Genomic DNA, 15,727 nt, shown 5'->3' with positions numbered 1-15,727 from the left:
TATTGATGAGGTCAGCCGATGAAACGTTTCATTGAAGGTGAATGCCGAACACAAACAACGTTATTGCCGGAAAGTATCGACGACTACATCACCGATACCAATCCAGTGCGCGTCGTTGATGTTTTTGTCGACGAACTGGACCTGGGCAAGCTTGGATTTGACGGCGTTGAACCGGCGATCACCGGTAGGCCGGCCTATCATCCCGCCATTCTCTTGAAGATTTACATCTACGGTTACCTCAATCGCATTCAATCCAGTCGGCGTCTTGAGAAAGAGACACAACGTAATGTCGAACTGATGTGGCTGGTTGGACGACTGACGCCCGACTTCAAGACCATTGCCAATTTCCGTAAAGACAACGGCAAAGCGATTCAAAGCGTCTGCCGTCAGTTTATCGTGTTGTGCCAGCAACTGGGTTTGTTCTCGGAAGCTTTAGTGGCCATCGATGGTAGCAAATTCAAGGCGGTCAATAACCGGGATCGGAATTTCACCAGCGCCAAGTTGCAAAGGCGAATGGAAGAAATCGAGTCAAGCATCAATCGCTATCTGACAGCACTCGACACTGCCGACCGGCAAGAGCCAGCCATTGCCAAGGCCAAGTCCGAACGCCTGCAAGATAAGATTGCTGCCCTGAAAGCGCAGATGAAAGCGCTCAAGGACATCGAAGTCGAGCTCAATAAGACACCCGACAAACAGATTTCCCTGACCGATCCGGATGCCCGTTCCATGAAGACGCGTGGCACCGGCATCGTTGGCTACAATGTTCAGACGGCCGTCGATACCCAGCATCACCTGATTGTTACCCATGAGGTGACCAATGTCGGCATTGACCGAGACCAGCTGACCTCAATGGCTAAGCAAGCCCGCACAGCCATGGGTGTCCAAGACCTAACGGCCATTGCTGATCGCGGCTATTTCAAGAGTGAAGAAATTCTGGCCTGCCATGAAGCCGGTATCACACCCCTCGTCCCCAAATGCAAAACCTCTTCAGCCAAAGCTGCTGGAAGATTTGATAAGGCAGATTTTATTTACGACGCCGAGAACAACGAGTACCGATGTCCGGCCGGCCAACGCCTCATCTGGCGATACAGTACTGTTGAGCGAGAAATGAAAGTACACCGTTATTGGAGTTCATGCTGCCAACAATGTGAACTCAAAGCCAAGTGCACCCCAGGCGAACAGCGACGGATTACACGTTGGGAGCATGAAGATGTTCTGGATGCCATGCAAACGCGTTTAGACCAAGCACCAGACAGCATGCGTATTCGGCGCCAGACGGTGGAGCATCCCTTCGGCACCCTCAAGGCATGGATGGGTGCAACCCATTTTCTGACCAAGACACTTGATCGCGTCAGCACCGAGATGAGCCTACATGTACTGGCCTACAACCTTAAAAGGGTGATGAATCTACTGGGAACCACTGCATTGATGGAAGCAATGGTGGCCTGACGGCCATTTATTGCTCTTTTTTAGCCTATTACCGATGGCTATCAGCATCAATTTGGTCAAATCAAGTCGATAAACCAGTTAACGCCATTCAGAAACGTTAGCCGCTCAGGACCGCGCGATTTCAACAGAATTGGTCGATACGGGCTGGGTATTTCATCTATTCAACGTTTTTACACAGTCTGGGCCGACAGTAGGATACCGAAATGAACCCAAAACTATTTTGTTGTTTATCCAGTAACGGAATGCCCAAATAGCCCTCCACCTGCTTGAGCCTTAGCCAACTGGCAGCCGGAAATTGTGCGGCAACGTCGCGTTCGTAGTAGCGAATAGTCCCACTGGCAAGCTCTTGGCACGGCGAGTCTTGCAAGCTAAATTCGCGATTGGCTATGATTTTGCCGTTTGCACACAGCGACAGACTGCGCGCGCGCTTATCGTCCAGCACCTCTGCAATCATCGCATAGTCGGCACCCAAGGTTTCCAAAGTTAATAATGTCAGATTATCCAGTAGAGATGTGGCGTTTTGCGGCAGGTTGCTGGAGACGATATTTCTGATCACGCTGCTTTGCTGGCGCTGCTGAGTAATATCGGTAACCAAGCCCTGATAATCGATAATTCTGCCTTGCTCGTTGCGAACCACCATTTTTCGGTCTTGTACCCATTTGATGCCGCCGTTTTGGGTGACGATGCGATAAGGCTGATGCACTATTTCGCAACAGTCCGGATCGTTGCGGCAGGTGCCGATTTCACGAAGGAAAACTCCGCTATCGTCGGGATGGACTAGATTGAGATAAAACAGATTGCCGGTAATCAGTTGTTCAACGCTGTAGCCGAACAGCTGGCGGGCATTCTCAGTGGCGAACTCGATGGGTAAACCATCGGAATTATTCCATTTCAGCACCACCGCGGCGCTCTGGCTAATGATTTGATAAGCGCGTTGCAGATTATGCTCCGATTGCTTGCGTACGCTGATGTCTTGGTGGGTGCCGCATAGTCGACTTGGTTTGCCGCTGATCGGATCGTGAGCCACGACGGCTCCGGACCCTTGTATCCATACCCAATGGCCGAGTTTATGACGCATGCGAAATTCCACGACATAGGGGCGGCCGGATTCTATATGTTTGGTCACCAGCTCTTGAACTCGCTGTCTGTCATCGGGATGCACACGTTTGTCCCAGTCGCTGACAGTCTGATCCAGATCGTCTTGGCTGAGGCCAAGCATTTCCAGCCAGCGCTGATTCACGGAGTGTTTGCCGCTTAAATAATGCCAATCCCAATAACCCAGTTCGGCACCGTTTATTACCAAGGCTAATTGCTCTTCGAGCTCCTTGCGGGGCGTGATGTCGATATGAAACTGAATTAATGGGCTGTCGTTATGCGTAGAAAGACGGGTAAGCGAAATTTGCTGCCATGTTTGGTTTGGAAAGGCGAAGTCAGTAGCCGGCATAGCCTTGCCAGCTTTGATGTGTTGGCATATCGGACATTCGGTGTCGTCATGGTTGGTTGGATGAAACCAGGTATGAATAGCTTGTCCCACTAATTCCGCAGGAGTCTTGCTCACCGATAAAACCGCAGCCATATTGGCGTTACGAATGATGCACCGATTATCGACCACGATGGCGGACTGCTCGAGATGGTCGTTAAAGTTGCCGATTGATGTTAGTCCTGATAAATGCTGTTGCCGATTCGATATCAGTTCGCTAAAAATCAGTAAGACAGCCAGTCCGGGCAGTAACAGCTCGAGTATTTGCGGCAGTGGTCCGGCGCCGTTGATATTTTTATAAAGTGTAACGGTAATGTCGCACAGCAACAGTAAACACACTGCGACCAGCACGATGCGACGTATCTGTCTGGCGGTGTTTGTGAGTTTATCTGTCATATTGTGCCGGCGCGGAGAATGAAACCTGATGGGACCGGAAAATCTTAGACTGGGTACAGGTAAATGTGAAACAGCATAACCGGAAAAATGTCTCTTGCTCAGCAAATTCGGATTTTATAAGCGGCTCCGGCCTGTTCTTTAACTAATTTAGGCACCAAATAGCCGGGTAGATGGCTTTGCATATGCTCAAGTAACTGCAGGGCAGCGGTTTCGGGTACTTCAAAATGGCTGGTGCCGCTGGCGTGGTCCAATACATGCAGGTAATAAGGCAAAATACCCAATTCAAATAGTTTTTCGCTGAGTTCACAGAGCGTGTCCCCCTATCGTTAACACCTTTCAGTAGCACGCTTTGATTCAACAAGGTGACCCCTTGCTGCCGCAAAGTGTTGCAAATTATTCCAACGGCAGAACTCAGCTCGTTGGCGTGATTGGCGTGTAACACCATGATAACTTGCTGGGGCAGGCTGGTTAGGGTGTTGAGCAGTTGTTCGGTGATTCGCGTAGGTAGCACGATAGGTACGCGGCTGTGGATACGGATGCGACGGATGTGTTTAATCTCGCCCAGATGTCTTAATAACTGACCCAGTTTATTGTCATTTAGCAGCAAGGGGTCGCCGCCGCTAAGAATCACTTCGCTGATTTCTGGACGATTGGCAATATAGCTAACGGCTTGTTGAAGTTTTTGCGTTGATAATTGCAGTTCGGCGTAAGGGAAATTACGGCGAAAACAATAACGGCAATGCACAGCGCAAGCGCCGGTACTGATTAACAATACCCTGCCATGATACTTATGAATGATGCCGGCTTCGGCAACGGCAGTAAGGTCGCCCACCGGGTCATGGCTATAACCCGGATAGTCGATCAATTCGTCTTGAATTGGCAGTACTTGTTTCAACAAGGGGTCATTCGCATCGCCTGGGCGCATGCAATCAGCAAAACCGCGCGGCACACGGAGCGGAAAGGCTTTGAAATCCGGTAGCAATGCCAAGCTGTCTGTTGGAATATTCAGATATTCGCAGAGCGCGTCGACACTGGTAAATGCGTCGGCCAGCGCCTGTTGCCAACCGGCGGTTTGGGTATTCAATGTTGCTCCAGTTTCCGATTAAAAATCTTATCCATTATAATCGCCCGACTATTATTTGTTTCACGAGGAAAAAATGGCGACTTTTAGCACCAACGAGTTCAAGGGCGGCTTGAAAATCATGCTGGACAATGACCCTTGTTCGATTATCGAAAACGAGTTTGTTAAGCCGGGTAAGGGGCAGGCGTTCAACCGAGTCAGGATCAGAAATCTGAAAACCGGCCGGGTGATCGAGCGTACTTTCAAATCCGGTGATACCGTCGAGGGTGCGGATGTCGTTGATAAGGAAATGCAATATTTATATAGCGACGGCGAATTCTGGCATTTCATGGTGCCCGACACTTTCGAGCAATATCAGGCCGACAAAAATGCCGTGTCTGACGCTGTCAAATGGTTGAAAGAACAAGATGTTTGTACTATGACCTTGTGGAACGACTCGCCGTTGTCGGTAACGCCGCCCAATTTTGTGGAGTTGACCATCACCGAAACTGATCCGGGTTTAAAGGGCGATACTTCCGGCGGCGGCGGCAAACCGGCTACGCTGGAATCCGGTGCGGTGGTGCGGGTGCCATTGTTTGTGCAAATCGGCGAAATGATTAAAGTCGATACGCGTACCGGCGAATACGTTTCCCGCGTTAAAGAGTGACAGTAGGCTGGCAGCCGAGCTGCCCGCTTGAGCATTTGCGCATTCGCGCGCAAATGCTGGCGGCGATACGGCGTTTTTTCGACGCGCGCGATGTGCTGGAAGTCGAAACACCGCTGCTGTGCCGGGCCACCGGCACCGACCCACAGCTGGATTTTTTTAGCAGTCAATTTAACATTCCGCCAAACCAACAAACCTTATTTCTGCAAACTTCGCCGGAATTTGCGATGAAGCGCTTGTTGGCCGCCGGTAGTGGCAGTATTTACCAAATCTGTAAAGCGTTTAGGAACGGCGAAGCCGGGCGCCACCACAATCCGGAATTCACCATTCTGGAATGGTATCGGGTTGCTTACTCTATGGGGCAACTAATGACGGAAGTCGCCGACTTATTGCAGCAACTGTTACAGCCTTTCCTTCCGGTCTTGCCGATTATTCGAGTCAGCTACCAGCAGTTTTTTCAAGAATCCACAGGTTTGGACCCCTTGCACTTTTCCGTCGATGACTATCGGACTTATGCGGTTTCTAACGCATTGGCGGAAGCCGTGGATTTATGCGGTGAGGACCATGCCTTATGGTTGGATTTTATTTTTAGTCACCGTGTACAGCTGGCGATGCGCCGGAATACGATTTATTTGCTGCACGCTTATCCGGCGATACAGTCGTCGTTGGCGCGCCTCAATGTGGACGATCCGCGCATCAGCGAGCGTTTCGAAGTATTCATCAACGGCGTGGAACTAGGCAACGGCTTTTTTGAATTGGCCGATCCGCGTGAGCAAGAGGCGCGTTTCGATAAGGAAATCGCCTACCGATTGAACCATGATTTGCCGGCAGTTAGTAAAGATGAAGCCTTTTTGGATGCGCTGAAATTCGGTTTGCCGGATTGTAGCGGCGTGGCGGTTGGCTTGGACAGGTTGTTGATGATTGCCACTGGTAGCGCGGCGATTGGTGATGTGCTGGCTTTTCCGGTACACCATGCGTGATGCGATATAAGCTGGTTTGGTGACGAAAAACTCCCCCTTCGCCGAAGGGGGATAGTCTAGGTAGCTTATTTTCCTAATAGATGATTAATTGGGTTGATCAGTAGGGCCAGCTAAGCGAGCTTTTTTGATGTACCGAGTGATCCGCCGCGTCTAGCTCGGCTTGAACATCGTTGACGAAAAAGCGTCTGAGACCGCGACCAAGGCGGTGGGTCAACATCGGTAGCGCTTGGTCTTTATTCAGGTAAGCCACGGGTTCGCGACCTTGACGGTATTTACTTAATGCTCGTCTGACCGCATTGCAAAGATAGCATTCTGTGCCTTCGGGCAGAGTGTTATTTAAGTCGCGAAGTAGATGTGGGGTTATTTTGTTCATAGCAACCTCCTCCCGCAAAGGGGAGTTTTGGACGCTAATCCCTGTGCCATGCAAAGATCCGAAACCTGGATCTGTTATTTGCAAAAATAACGTGATTAACTTATCAATTCGGTAAAAAAAGTCAACAGCTATTTGTGGGGGATTTTTTGATGTTTATCAACGCAGTAACCGGCAAATTATGCGGTTTCTAGTTGATTGATGCGAAGGGTGGTGATGGGGTTATTTGCGGCAAGCCTTATTGCCACGGAAAAGGGTGGACAAATCACTTGTCCACCCTTTGATGGGGTGCTTATTCCGGTTTTTCGTCCTTGCCGGCAGGCTTACGCAGTCTGATACCGAGTTCCTTCAATTGCTCTTCGCTGACCTCGGCCGGCGCGTTGAATAGCGGGCAGGCAGCAGTTTGGGTTTTCGGGAAAGCAATCACATCGCGGATCGAGCTGGCGCCGGTCATCAGCATCACCAAACGGTCCAAGCCAAAGGCGATACCACCGTGCGGCGGTGCGCCGTATTTCAAGGCGTCCAGTAAGAAGCCGAATTTCTCCCGCGCTTCTTCGTGGCCGATGCCGAGAATGTCGAATACGGTTTGTTGCATCGCGGTGCGGTTGATCCTGATCGAGCCACCGCCGACCTCGGTGCCGTTCAATACCAAGTCGTAAGCGCGCGACAGCGCGGTGCCGGGATTGGCGACCAATTCTTCCACCGAGCAGCTCGGTGCGGTAAACGGATGGTGAATCGCGGTGAAACGTTGGGCTTTTTCATCCCAGGCGAACATCGGGAAGTCCACGACCCACAACGGTTTCCAGGGACCAGTCAATAAGTTGCGGTCCAAGCCTAATTTAACCCGTAATGCACCCATTGCCTCGTTGACGATGCCCGTTTTGTCGGCACCGAAGAAAATCAAGTCGCCGTTCTGTGCGCCGACTTTTTCCATTACCTTGGCCCAGACGTCAGCCGGAGCGAATTTGACGATAGGCGATTGCAAGCCTTCGACGCCGGCGGCCAGATCGTTGACTTTGATGTACGCCAAGCCTTTCGCACCATAAATGCCCACGAACTTGGTCAGTTCGTCGATCACGCTGCGGCTCAAGTCGCCACCTTCCGGCAATTTCATCGCGACCACGCGGCCGTTCGGATCGTTAGCTGGGCCGGAGAAGACTTTGAAATCCACGCCTTTCATTTCCTCGGCAATGTCTAGCAGTTCCAGCGGGATACGCAGGTCCGGGCGGTCCGAACCGTAACGATTCATGGCTTCGGCATAACTCATGACCGGGAATTTGTCGCCCAAATCGACATCAATAATGTCTTTGAACAAGCGGCGGATCATTTCTTCCATGATTACCATGATTTGCTGCTCGTTCATGAACGAGGTCTCGATATCCAACTGGGTAAATTCCGGCTGGCGGTCGGCGCGTAAGTCTTCGTCGCGGAAACAGCGCACCACTTGATAATAGCGATCCATGCCTGCAATCATCAGTAACTGTTTGTACAGCTGCGGTGACTGCGGCAAGGCAAAAAACGAATTTTGGTGGGTGCGGCTAGGGACGATGTAGTCGCGCGCACCTTCCGGAGTGGCTTTGGTAAGATACGGCGTTTCGATTTCGAAAAATTCGTGATCGTCTAGATATTGGCGCAGATTGCGGGTAACGTCGCGGCGCACCTTCATTTTTTGCTGCATCACAGTGCGGCGCAGGTCTATGTAACGGAAGCGTAGACGGGTTTCTTCGTTGACTTCGATGTCGCTTTCCAATGGGAACGGCGGGGTTTCCGATTCGTTCAGTACTTCGATGTGTTTGCCCAATACTTCGATTTGGCCGGTAGACATGTTGGGGTTATGCGTGCCTTCCGGGCGGTCGCGCACGACACCTTCGATACGCAATACATATTCGCTGCGCACACTTTCGGCAATCGCAAAGCTTTCGGCCATATCGGGATCGAACACCACTTGCACCAGGCCGGCGCGGTCTCTCAAGTCGATAAAAATAACGCCGCCGTGGTCACGACGACGATGTACCCAGCCGCACAGGGCAACGGTTTGACCTAAATGTTGGGTGTTCAAATCTCCACACTTGTGGCTACGCATAGTTGTTCTCGGGTTAATCAAAATACGGGGGGATAGGTAAAAATGGGGGAATGCTCGTCTTTTCGGAAAAACTTGGCATTTACCATGGATTTCCTAGTGGTTGTGGTTAGTGCAGCCACTGCAACTGCTGGCTTTTTCCGGTGCTTTGTTTTCGCCGGCGACATTTTTCTTAGCGCCGCTTTTAAAATCGGTTTCGTACCAGCCGCCACCTTTCAGACGAAATCCCGCTGCGGAGATTTTCTTTCTTAATTCCGCTTCGTTGCAGGCGGGGCAAACGACTAAGGGCTCGGCGCTCAGTTTTTGCAGTGCTTCGTGTTCATGTCCGCAAGCATTGCATTGGTATTCGTAAATAGGCATCTGCTTCTCCAGTTGAAAGTGTCTAAATCGGCTTACTAAGGGCAGGGTTTTAAATTTTCAAGGCCCTTAATGTTAGAATAACGGGCTATTTTAAATGAAAACGCCCGGAGATTATGGATAAATTGACCATACGCCAACCTGACGATAGTCATTTGCACGTCAGGACCGGCAGTATTTTAAAAACGGTGATAGCGCATACGGCTAGGCAATTCGGTCGGGCTATTATCATGCCCAATCTGAAACCGCCGGTAACAACGGTGGCGCAGGCTTTGGGCTACCGGCAAGAAATTTTGGCTGCTTTGCCGCCAGGCTCGGCATTTCAGCCGTTGATGACCTTATATCTCACGGCAAATACGCCGGTGGATGAAATCAAAAAACTGGCGGATGCCGAACATGTGCATGCGTTCAAATTGTATCCCGCCGGCGCGACCACTAATTCCGATGCCGGCGTCGCCGATATTGAAGCGGCTTATTCCTTGTTCGCGGCGATGGAAAAATACGGTGTGCCGTTATTGATTCATGGCGAAGTCACCGATGCCGAATACGATATTTTCGATCGCGAAAAAATCTTTATCGATAGCTCGTTAAGCAAGCTTACCCAGCACTTTCCGGCGCTACGCATTGTAGTTGAGCATCTGACGACTCAGGAAGCGGTACAGTTTGTCGAAGCTGCAGCCGAGAACGTCGCCGCGACTATTACGCCTCAGCATTTGCTGTACAACCGCAATGCGATTTTGGCTGGCGGTATTCGTCCGCACTATTATTGTTTGCCTATCCTGAAACGCGAACATCATCGCCAAGCCTTATTAAAGGCGGCGACAAGCGGTAATCCCAAGTTTTTCCTCGGCACCGACAGTGCGCCGCATTTAACGGCACTGAAGGAAAATAGCTGTGGATGTGCCGGTTGTTACAGTGCGCATGCGGCATTGGAGTTGTACGCAGAAGCCTTTGAGCAGGCTGGCGCATTGGATAAGCTGGAAGGCTTTGCCAGTTTTTACGGCGCGGATTTTTACGGCTTGCCGCGCAATAGTGCAAGCGTCACCTTAGAAAAACGAACCTGGACCGTCCCTGATGCGTACACCGACACTGACGTGGCTATTACTCCATTGCGTGCCGGTGAGCAAATGTCATGGCGCTTAGTTGTCCAATAATGCCTAATGCAAAGTGGGACAATTCAGTCTGTGTGGCGGCTGGTATCAACCGATTTCGTCTTGCATAGGGCTTTGCCGCCTGTGTCATCACTGGCGTGAAATTAGCTGAATTCTTTTATGATAGCGCTGGCGTTATCCTGTTTTATCCAGTACCGATATTCCTTCTAACAATGACGATATCCGATAATCTGATCTACCGCTGGGGCATTCTGCCGCTCTGGCTGTTGTTGACCGCGACCGTTTATTTTCGCTCGGCAATACCCATAGACGAAACTCGTTATCTCAGCGTGGCTTGGGACATGTGGCTGCGCGGCGATTTTCTGGTACCGTATTTGAATGGCCAAACCTATAGCCATAAGCCGCCCTTGCTATTTTGGCTGATTCAGGCCGGTTGGTCGGTATTTGGCGTCAACGAATGGTGGCCAAGTTTGGTAGGGCCGTTGGCGGCATTGGCAAATCTACTGCTGACGCGAAAATTGGCTGAAAAGCTTTGGACTGAGCAGGCCGCCGCGGCATTATTGGCGCCGTGGATATTGATTGCGACCTTGCTGTGGACCTTGTTCGCCACGTCGACCATGTTTGATGTTCTGCTGACTAGCTGGGTGCTGTTGGGAATGCTCGGCATGCTGGAAGTCATACAAGGTGCGGAGCGCAAGGGCTGGGTGCTGGTCGCGGTAGCGGTGGGCTTGGGCATTTTGAGCAAAGGGCCGGTGGTTTTTCTGCATTTAATACCCACAGCGATGTTAGTGTTTGTCTGGGCTCAGCGCCCTGTTGTCTATTTCCGCTGGTTTGGCGGTTTGTTAATCGCCGTTTTGCTCGGAGCTGCTATAGCCTTAGCCTGGGCGATTCCGGCCGCCATTGCCGGTGGGGAGGAGTATGCCAATGCGATACTTTGGCATCAGACCGCTGATCGTGCGGTAGGCACCAAAATCCATACCCGCTCGATGTTTTGGTACCTGCCTTTTTTACCGATGTTTCTGTTCCCTTGGTTATTCTGGCCGTGTTTCTGGGGCAGTCTGCGCGGTAGCCGATTTTTTAACGATGGCGGCCTGCGATTTTGTCTGGTCTGGCTGGCAACGACTTTTGTGGTGTTTTCTTTGTTGCCCAGCAAGCAGATTCATTATTTGATTCCGATGTTGCCGGCATTCGCCTTACTGGTGGCCAGGGTAGTAGGGCAAAACGCCGAAAAGCCGAGGTTTGGTGGAGAGTTATTATTGCCGGTGCTATTCGCCGCAATCGGAATATTTTTAGTGTGTCTGCCCAAGGTGCCGGGCTTGTCGAAATTGAATTGGGTGCAGACTGTGCAGCCGACATGGGGATTGAGTGTGTTGGCTATTGCCGTCGTTTTGGCAATATCGGTGTGGATTAAGCGCAAATTGACAATAGTGGCGGCATCGACGGCTTTGGTGGCGGCGATTTTTGTCGGATTTATATTCTTCTTCCGCTACGCCGGTTCCGCATATAACCTGGAGCCAGCGGCGTCGCAGGTTAAGCGTTTAAACGAACAGCACATCCCTTATGTGTATGTAGGGAATTACCAAGGGCAATTCAATTTCTTAGGGCGATTAACTCAGCCTCTGCCGGTTTTGCCGGCGGAACAGCTTGCTGATTGGGCGGCAAAACATGCCGATGGCTATCTGATTTCTCTGGAAAAAGACCAGCCTACCGAAGCCGCATATCTACAACAGCATCGGGAGTATTGGCTGATATTTCGGCGCGCGGGGCAGGCCGCTCAAGTCAAGCCGCTGTAATTCAAACGCGTACAAAATTCTTATTTTGATATAAGCGTTTGATACAATTCACAACTTTTTAAGCTTTCAACAAGATATGAAGATTTCTGTAGTAGTCCCCGTTCACAATGAAACGGACAATGTCGAATTGCTGATCGAGGAAATTCATCGTGCTCTGGGCGATCGGGAAGCCTATGAAATGATTTTTGTCGACGACGGTAGCACCGACGATACCAGCGTTAAGCTACAACGCGCAATGCAGCAATATCCGACCTTGCGAGTGTTGACACACCAACGTAGTTGCGGACAAAGCCGCGCGGTGCATACCGGCGTTTCTGCGGCTCGGTATCCGTGGATCGCTACCTTGGACGGCGACGGTCAGAATGATCCGGCTGATATTCCCAGCTTGGTCGCGGCCTGGCACGAACAGCAAGACAGCCAATTGTGGATGCTGGCCGGCTTTCGTCATCAGCGCAACGACACTGGCTGGCGGAAGTTTTCCTCCAAATTTGCCAACGCCGTTCGGCAGTCAATTTTGCATGACGCTACCCCGGATACCGGTTGCGGGTTGAAGTTATTCCTGCGGGATAAGTTTTTGGCTTTGCCGTATTTCGATCATATTCATCGTTTCTTGCCGGCTTTAATCAGGATGGCTGGCGGGCATGTCATTTCCGTGAAGGTGAATCATAGACCCAGAAATTTCGGACAGTCTAAATACGGTACACTGGATAGGGCGTTGGTCGGTATCGTCGACTTGCTAGGCGTGGTTTGGTTGAAAAAACGCCATAGTCTGCCCGTCGTTAGTGAGGTCGGTCGTGGTTGATCAGCAGGCTCAACTCATCCGTATCGCCCTCATTTTCAGGAGTCTCGTGCATGGATAGCGTTGTTTATTTCTTTACCCATCTTTTGGAAAAATGGCAGCACCATTTGTCCGGGATGGACTCGAACGACATTATTTGGCTCAGTATTGGCCTGGTGGGACAGACTCTGTTTATGATGCGTTTTATCGTGCAATGGATTCATAGCGAACGCCACCAGAAAAGCATGATTCCGGTCAGTTTTTGGTACTTCAGTTTGTCGGGCGGCGTTATCGTGTTGGCTTATGGGATTCACCGAGTTGATCCGGTGATTATCCTGGGTCAATTACCAGGCACTTTTGTTTATGCCAGAAATTTGATACTAATTCGTCGTGAACATCGCGACGCGTTAGCGGAAATAACCGATGAAGACCTGGGTGCCTAAACAGTTTGGCCATTATGGAAATTGCGTGTCCAGCTTTGGGGAGAGGATTTTTCCGAACTATTGAAAACAGGCCGGGTTTTTACCCTAAACTGTGCTGAGCAAATGGCGTTTTGGCGAGGTGTGCGATGAGGGGGTTGATTTTGATAGCGATGGTTCTGAGTTATCACTCGGCCAGTGCCGAAATATTTAAATGTATTGGTAAGGACAGTAAAACTGTTTATCAAGCCAAGCCTTGCCAAACGAGTGATAAAGCCGTGCAGTTGGACATTCAAGCCAATGAAGGGCAAGAGTCTGCAGCCAAGGCTAGGCTACAAGCCTTAGAAAGCGAACAGGACGCCGCCAAAGTAGCCAGGCAGGAAGCGGAAAGACGCGATGCGATGTTGAAAAATCAAACCGAATCGACGAATGCCCTAAAACAAAGCGCGATTGCACAGCAGCAGCAAGTTGAAGCGGAGCAACGCCAAGCGGCAGCCTTGGAAAGACAGGCGCAGCAAAACAATAATCGGGTCATGATTGTCGCCCCTCCCACCGCCTTGCCCGTCATGCCTGCACCGGTGACTACCCAAATTTTACGTTAGCTAATCTCTCGGGATCATCATGCTCTGGTTAAAAGCCCTACATTTGATTTTTATGGTGACCTGGTTTGCGGGTTTGTTTTATTTGCCCAGGCTATTTGTTTATCACGCGATGAGCGACGACAGTATTAGTCACGAGCGCTTCAAAGTGATGGAGCGCAAACTCTATTACGGCATCATGACGCCGGGCATGATTTGCACCTTTATCTTTGGCGTTTGGATGTTGGGCGATTACGCCTGGATGCTTTATTCCGCTAGCGGTTGGCTGCATCTAAAGCTGGCGTTATTGGGCTTGCTGGTGGTTTACCATCTGTTTTGCGGCAAGTGGCTGCTGGATTTTAAGTATGACCGAAACCAGCATTCGCATGTGTATTTTCGCTGGATCAACGAGATTCCGGTGTTGTTTTTATTCGCCATCGTGCTGCTAGCGGTTATTAAGCCGTTCTAATTGGCGACATCCTCGGAATGCCTGCTCGTTTCGCGTGGATGATGCTTGTCCAGTGCACCCACGGTTTGCAGGCGTTCCGGCGTGCCTATGTCCATCCACAGGCCCGAAAATTTCTCGCCGCTAATGCGCTGCAGTTGCATTGCAGCGTTCAACACCGGTCTAAGTTTTAATGGCGCGACCGGAATGTTTTCAAACAGCTTGGGGTGATAGACGCCGATACCGCTGAAGGTCAGCTTGTTCGAACCTTGTTCCGACAGTAAACCGCTGGCGTTTAGCGAAAAATCGCCTTCAGGATGATGCGGCGGATTATTTATCATCACCAGATGAGCGAGGTCGATGGCTTTGGTCCGCAAACCGGCTAAGGAATAATCGCAAACTATATCCGCGTTCAGCACTAGAAAAGGTTTGTCGCCCAGCAAAGGCAGCGCCTTGGCAATGCCGCCGGCCGTTTCCAGTGCTGTTTCGCCTTCATCAGAATACACAATCGATACGTTCCAGCGTTTGCCGTTTCCGCAATAATCTTTAATCTGTTCGCCTAGATGGGCGATGTTGATGACGATTTCCCCAAAGCCCGCAGCGGCCAGATTTTCTATGGTGTATTCGATCAAGGCCTTGCCGGCCGCTTTTAGTAAGGGTTTAGGGGTATAGTCGGTCAACGGCCGCATTCTTTCGCCGCGTCCGGCGGCTAAAATCATCGCTTTCATACGGACGCTCGGTAAGCCGGTAGGACTTGTGCTTGCAGAAACTGGCGCATCGCGGCCAGCTCCGGATAGTGCTCGCAAACCGTCGAGATGTAGGCCAAGGTGCGCGGGATGTCGGCCAAATAATTGGACTTTCCGTCGCGTAGATGCAGTCTGGCGAAAATGCCGACCGCTTTCAGGTGGCGCTGCATGCCCATCAGGTCGAGCCAGCGTCTAAATTGATTAAAATCGGCTTGAAGCAGCCCCGCCACACAAAGACGTTGGTGATAATCCTGCGCCCAACTAATGACCTGCTGTTCCGGCCAGGCGATGTAACAGTCGCGCAGCAATGAAATCAAATCGTAGCTGATTGGACCTATCACCGCATCCTGAAAGTCGATAATGCCCGGCGAGGCGTGCTCCAGAAACATCAGGTTTCGGGAGTGATAATCGCGGTGTACGCAGACTTGCGGTTGCTCAAGCGCTGACTGGATTAGAATGTTGTTGAGTGGTGTCGCAACTGTATCGGGAATCGCAATGCCCAGTAGTTTTTCCAGAAACCACTCGTAAAAAATACCCAGTTCTCTCAGCAGCAGGGCACGGTCATAAGCCGGCAGGCCGCAATTGTCTGTGTTGACGCCGATCTGCAGCTTCAGCAAGCTGTCTAAGGCTTGGCGATAAAGCGTTTCGGCGTTATCCATTTGCAGATGGTCGAGGTAGCTCGTAGAGCCTAAATCCTCCAGCAGCAGAAAACCTTGCCGGCTATTTTGCCAAAAAATGTTCGGTACGTGAATGTCGGTGGGCTTTAACAATCCGGCGATGCGCACGAACGGCTCGGTATTTTCCTTGTCCGGTGGCGCGTCCATAGCAATATGGCTGCCGCCACGGTGTTCGACTCTAAAATACCGTCTGAAACTGGCATCACTGGAGGCCGGGGAAATCTGCTGAATATCAAGCGCGAGGTCGTTATTTAGCCAATCGACAAGCTCCGCCAAGCGGCGGTCTAAGCTGGAAACATACATTTTTGTTAATTGCGGGTCAACCTAAGGTAAAATGCCGGAA

At 50.9% G+C, this 15,727-nt stretch carries 16 protein-coding genes; 9 read left to right on the top strand and 7 right to left on the bottom strand.

Features of this window, described 5'->3' with window-relative positions:
* The first annotated feature begins 18 nt into the window (after positions 1-18).
* Positions 19-1,449, top strand: coding sequence for an IS1182 family transposase (locus tag EBA_RS17325; RefSeq protein WP_192374158.1), 1,431 nt, complete (start codon positions 19-21; stop codon positions 1,447-1,449).
* 157 nt (positions 1,450-1,606) lie between these two features.
* On the opposite strand, the gene EBA_RS17320 is transcribed toward EBA_RS17325, so the two are convergent.
* Both EBA_RS17320 and EBA_RS17315 read right to left on the bottom strand, forming a co-directional pair.
* On the bottom strand, positions 1,607-3,325 hold the full coding sequence (locus EBA_RS17320; protein ID WP_225616355.1) for a PAS domain-containing protein: 1,719 nt from the start codon (positions 3,323-3,325) through the stop codon (positions 1,607-1,609).
* Between the two features lie 142 nt (positions 3,326-3,467).
* Positions 3,468-4,409, bottom strand: coding sequence for a KamA family radical SAM protein (locus EBA_RS17315; RefSeq protein WP_324615363.1), 942 nt, complete (start codon positions 4,407-4,409; stop codon positions 3,468-3,470).
* A 73-nt stretch (positions 4,410-4,482) separates the two neighbouring features.
* Here EBA_RS17315 and efp point away from each other — a divergent pair, with 73 nt between their 5' ends.
* Together efp and epmA are read left to right on the top strand one after the other, a co-directional pair.
* The gene (gene efp / locus EBA_RS17310) at positions 4,483-5,052 is read left to right on the top strand and encodes an elongation factor P (protein WP_192375860.1); all 570 of its coding nucleotides are present in this window, start codon (positions 4,483-4,485) and stop codon (positions 5,050-5,052) included.
* Entirely contained in the window at positions 5,049-6,029 is a 981-nt protein-coding gene (gene epmA / locus EBA_RS17305; protein ID WP_192375859.1) for an EF-P lysine aminoacylase EpmA, read from the top strand. The genes efp and epmA overlap by 4 nt, the downstream gene beginning before the upstream one ends.
* 97 nt (positions 6,030-6,126) lie before the next feature.
* Here epmA and EBA_RS17300 read toward each other — a convergent pair whose 3' ends face one another.
* The 3 genes from EBA_RS17300 to EBA_RS17290 all read right to left on the bottom strand — a co-directional run bounded on the left by EBA_RS17300 (position 6,127) and on the right by EBA_RS17290 (position 8,839).
* Positions 6,127-6,402, bottom strand: coding sequence for a hypothetical protein (locus EBA_RS17300; RefSeq protein WP_192375858.1), 276 nt, complete (start codon positions 6,400-6,402; stop codon positions 6,127-6,129).
* Positions 6,403-6,691: 289 nt separating this feature from the next.
* A complete protein-coding gene (gene aspS, locus EBA_RS17295) occupies positions 6,692-8,482 on the bottom strand; it encodes an aspartate--tRNA ligase (RefSeq protein WP_192375857.1) in 1,791 nt (596 codons plus the stop codon).
* Between the two features lie 93 nt (positions 8,483-8,575).
* The gene (locus tag EBA_RS17290) at positions 8,576-8,839 is read right to left on the bottom strand and encodes an FmdB family zinc ribbon protein (protein ID WP_192375856.1); all 264 of its coding nucleotides are present in this window, start codon (positions 8,837-8,839) and stop codon (positions 8,576-8,578) included.
* A gap of 113 nt (positions 8,840-8,952) precedes the next feature.
* Here EBA_RS17290 and pyrC point away from each other — a divergent pair, with 113 nt between their 5' ends.
* From pyrC to hemJ, 6 genes are all read left to right on the top strand, one after another.
* The gene (gene pyrC, locus EBA_RS17285) at positions 8,953-9,990 is read left to right on the top strand and encodes a dihydroorotase (protein ID WP_192375855.1); all 1,038 of its coding nucleotides are present in this window, start codon (positions 8,953-8,955) and stop codon (positions 9,988-9,990) included.
* A 170-nt stretch (positions 9,991-10,160) separates the two neighbouring features.
* Positions 10,161-11,741: an ArnT family glycosyltransferase gene (locus tag EBA_RS17280; RefSeq protein ID WP_192375854.1), complete on the top strand. Its 1,581-nt coding sequence runs from the start codon at positions 10,161-10,163 to the stop codon at positions 11,739-11,741.
* A gap of 76 nt (positions 11,742-11,817) precedes the next feature.
* A complete protein-coding gene (locus EBA_RS17275; RefSeq protein WP_192375853.1) occupies positions 11,818-12,543 on the top strand; it encodes a glycosyltransferase family 2 protein in 726 nt (241 codons plus the stop codon).
* Between the two features lie 50 nt (positions 12,544-12,593).
* Complete coding sequence (locus EBA_RS17270) at positions 12,594-12,962, top strand: lipid-A-disaccharide synthase N-terminal domain-containing protein (RefSeq protein ID WP_192375852.1); 369 nt, start codon at positions 12,594-12,596, stop codon at positions 12,960-12,962.
* Between the two features lie 125 nt (positions 12,963-13,087).
* On the top strand, positions 13,088-13,540 hold the full coding sequence (locus tag EBA_RS17265; RefSeq protein WP_192375851.1) for a hypothetical protein: 453 nt from the start codon (positions 13,088-13,090) through the stop codon (positions 13,538-13,540).
* Between the two features lie 19 nt (positions 13,541-13,559).
* Entirely contained in the window at positions 13,560-13,985 is a 426-nt protein-coding gene (gene hemJ / locus EBA_RS17260) for a protoporphyrinogen oxidase HemJ (protein ID WP_192375850.1), read from the top strand.
* On the opposite strand, the gene murU is transcribed toward hemJ, so the two are convergent.
* On the bottom strand, positions 13,982-14,689 hold the full coding sequence (murU, locus tag EBA_RS17255) for an N-acetylmuramate alpha-1-phosphate uridylyltransferase MurU (RefSeq protein WP_192375849.1): 708 nt from the start codon (positions 14,687-14,689) through the stop codon (positions 13,982-13,984). The two genes, hemJ and murU, sit on opposite strands and share 4 nt — an antisense overlap.
* On the bottom strand, positions 14,686-15,687 hold the full coding sequence (locus EBA_RS17250; protein ID WP_192375848.1) for an aminoglycoside phosphotransferase family protein: 1,002 nt from the start codon (positions 15,685-15,687) through the stop codon (positions 14,686-14,688). The genes murU and EBA_RS17250 overlap by 4 nt, the downstream gene beginning before the upstream one ends.
* Positions 15,688-15,727 lie beyond the last annotated feature (40 nt).

It is taken from the genome of Methylomonas albis (assembly GCF_014850955.1).
In the GTDB taxonomy this organism is placed as follows: Bacteria; Pseudomonadota; Gammaproteobacteria; order Methylococcales; family Methylomonadaceae; genus Methylomonas; species Methylomonas albis.
This window is presented reverse-complemented; position numbering and strand designations above follow the sequence as displayed.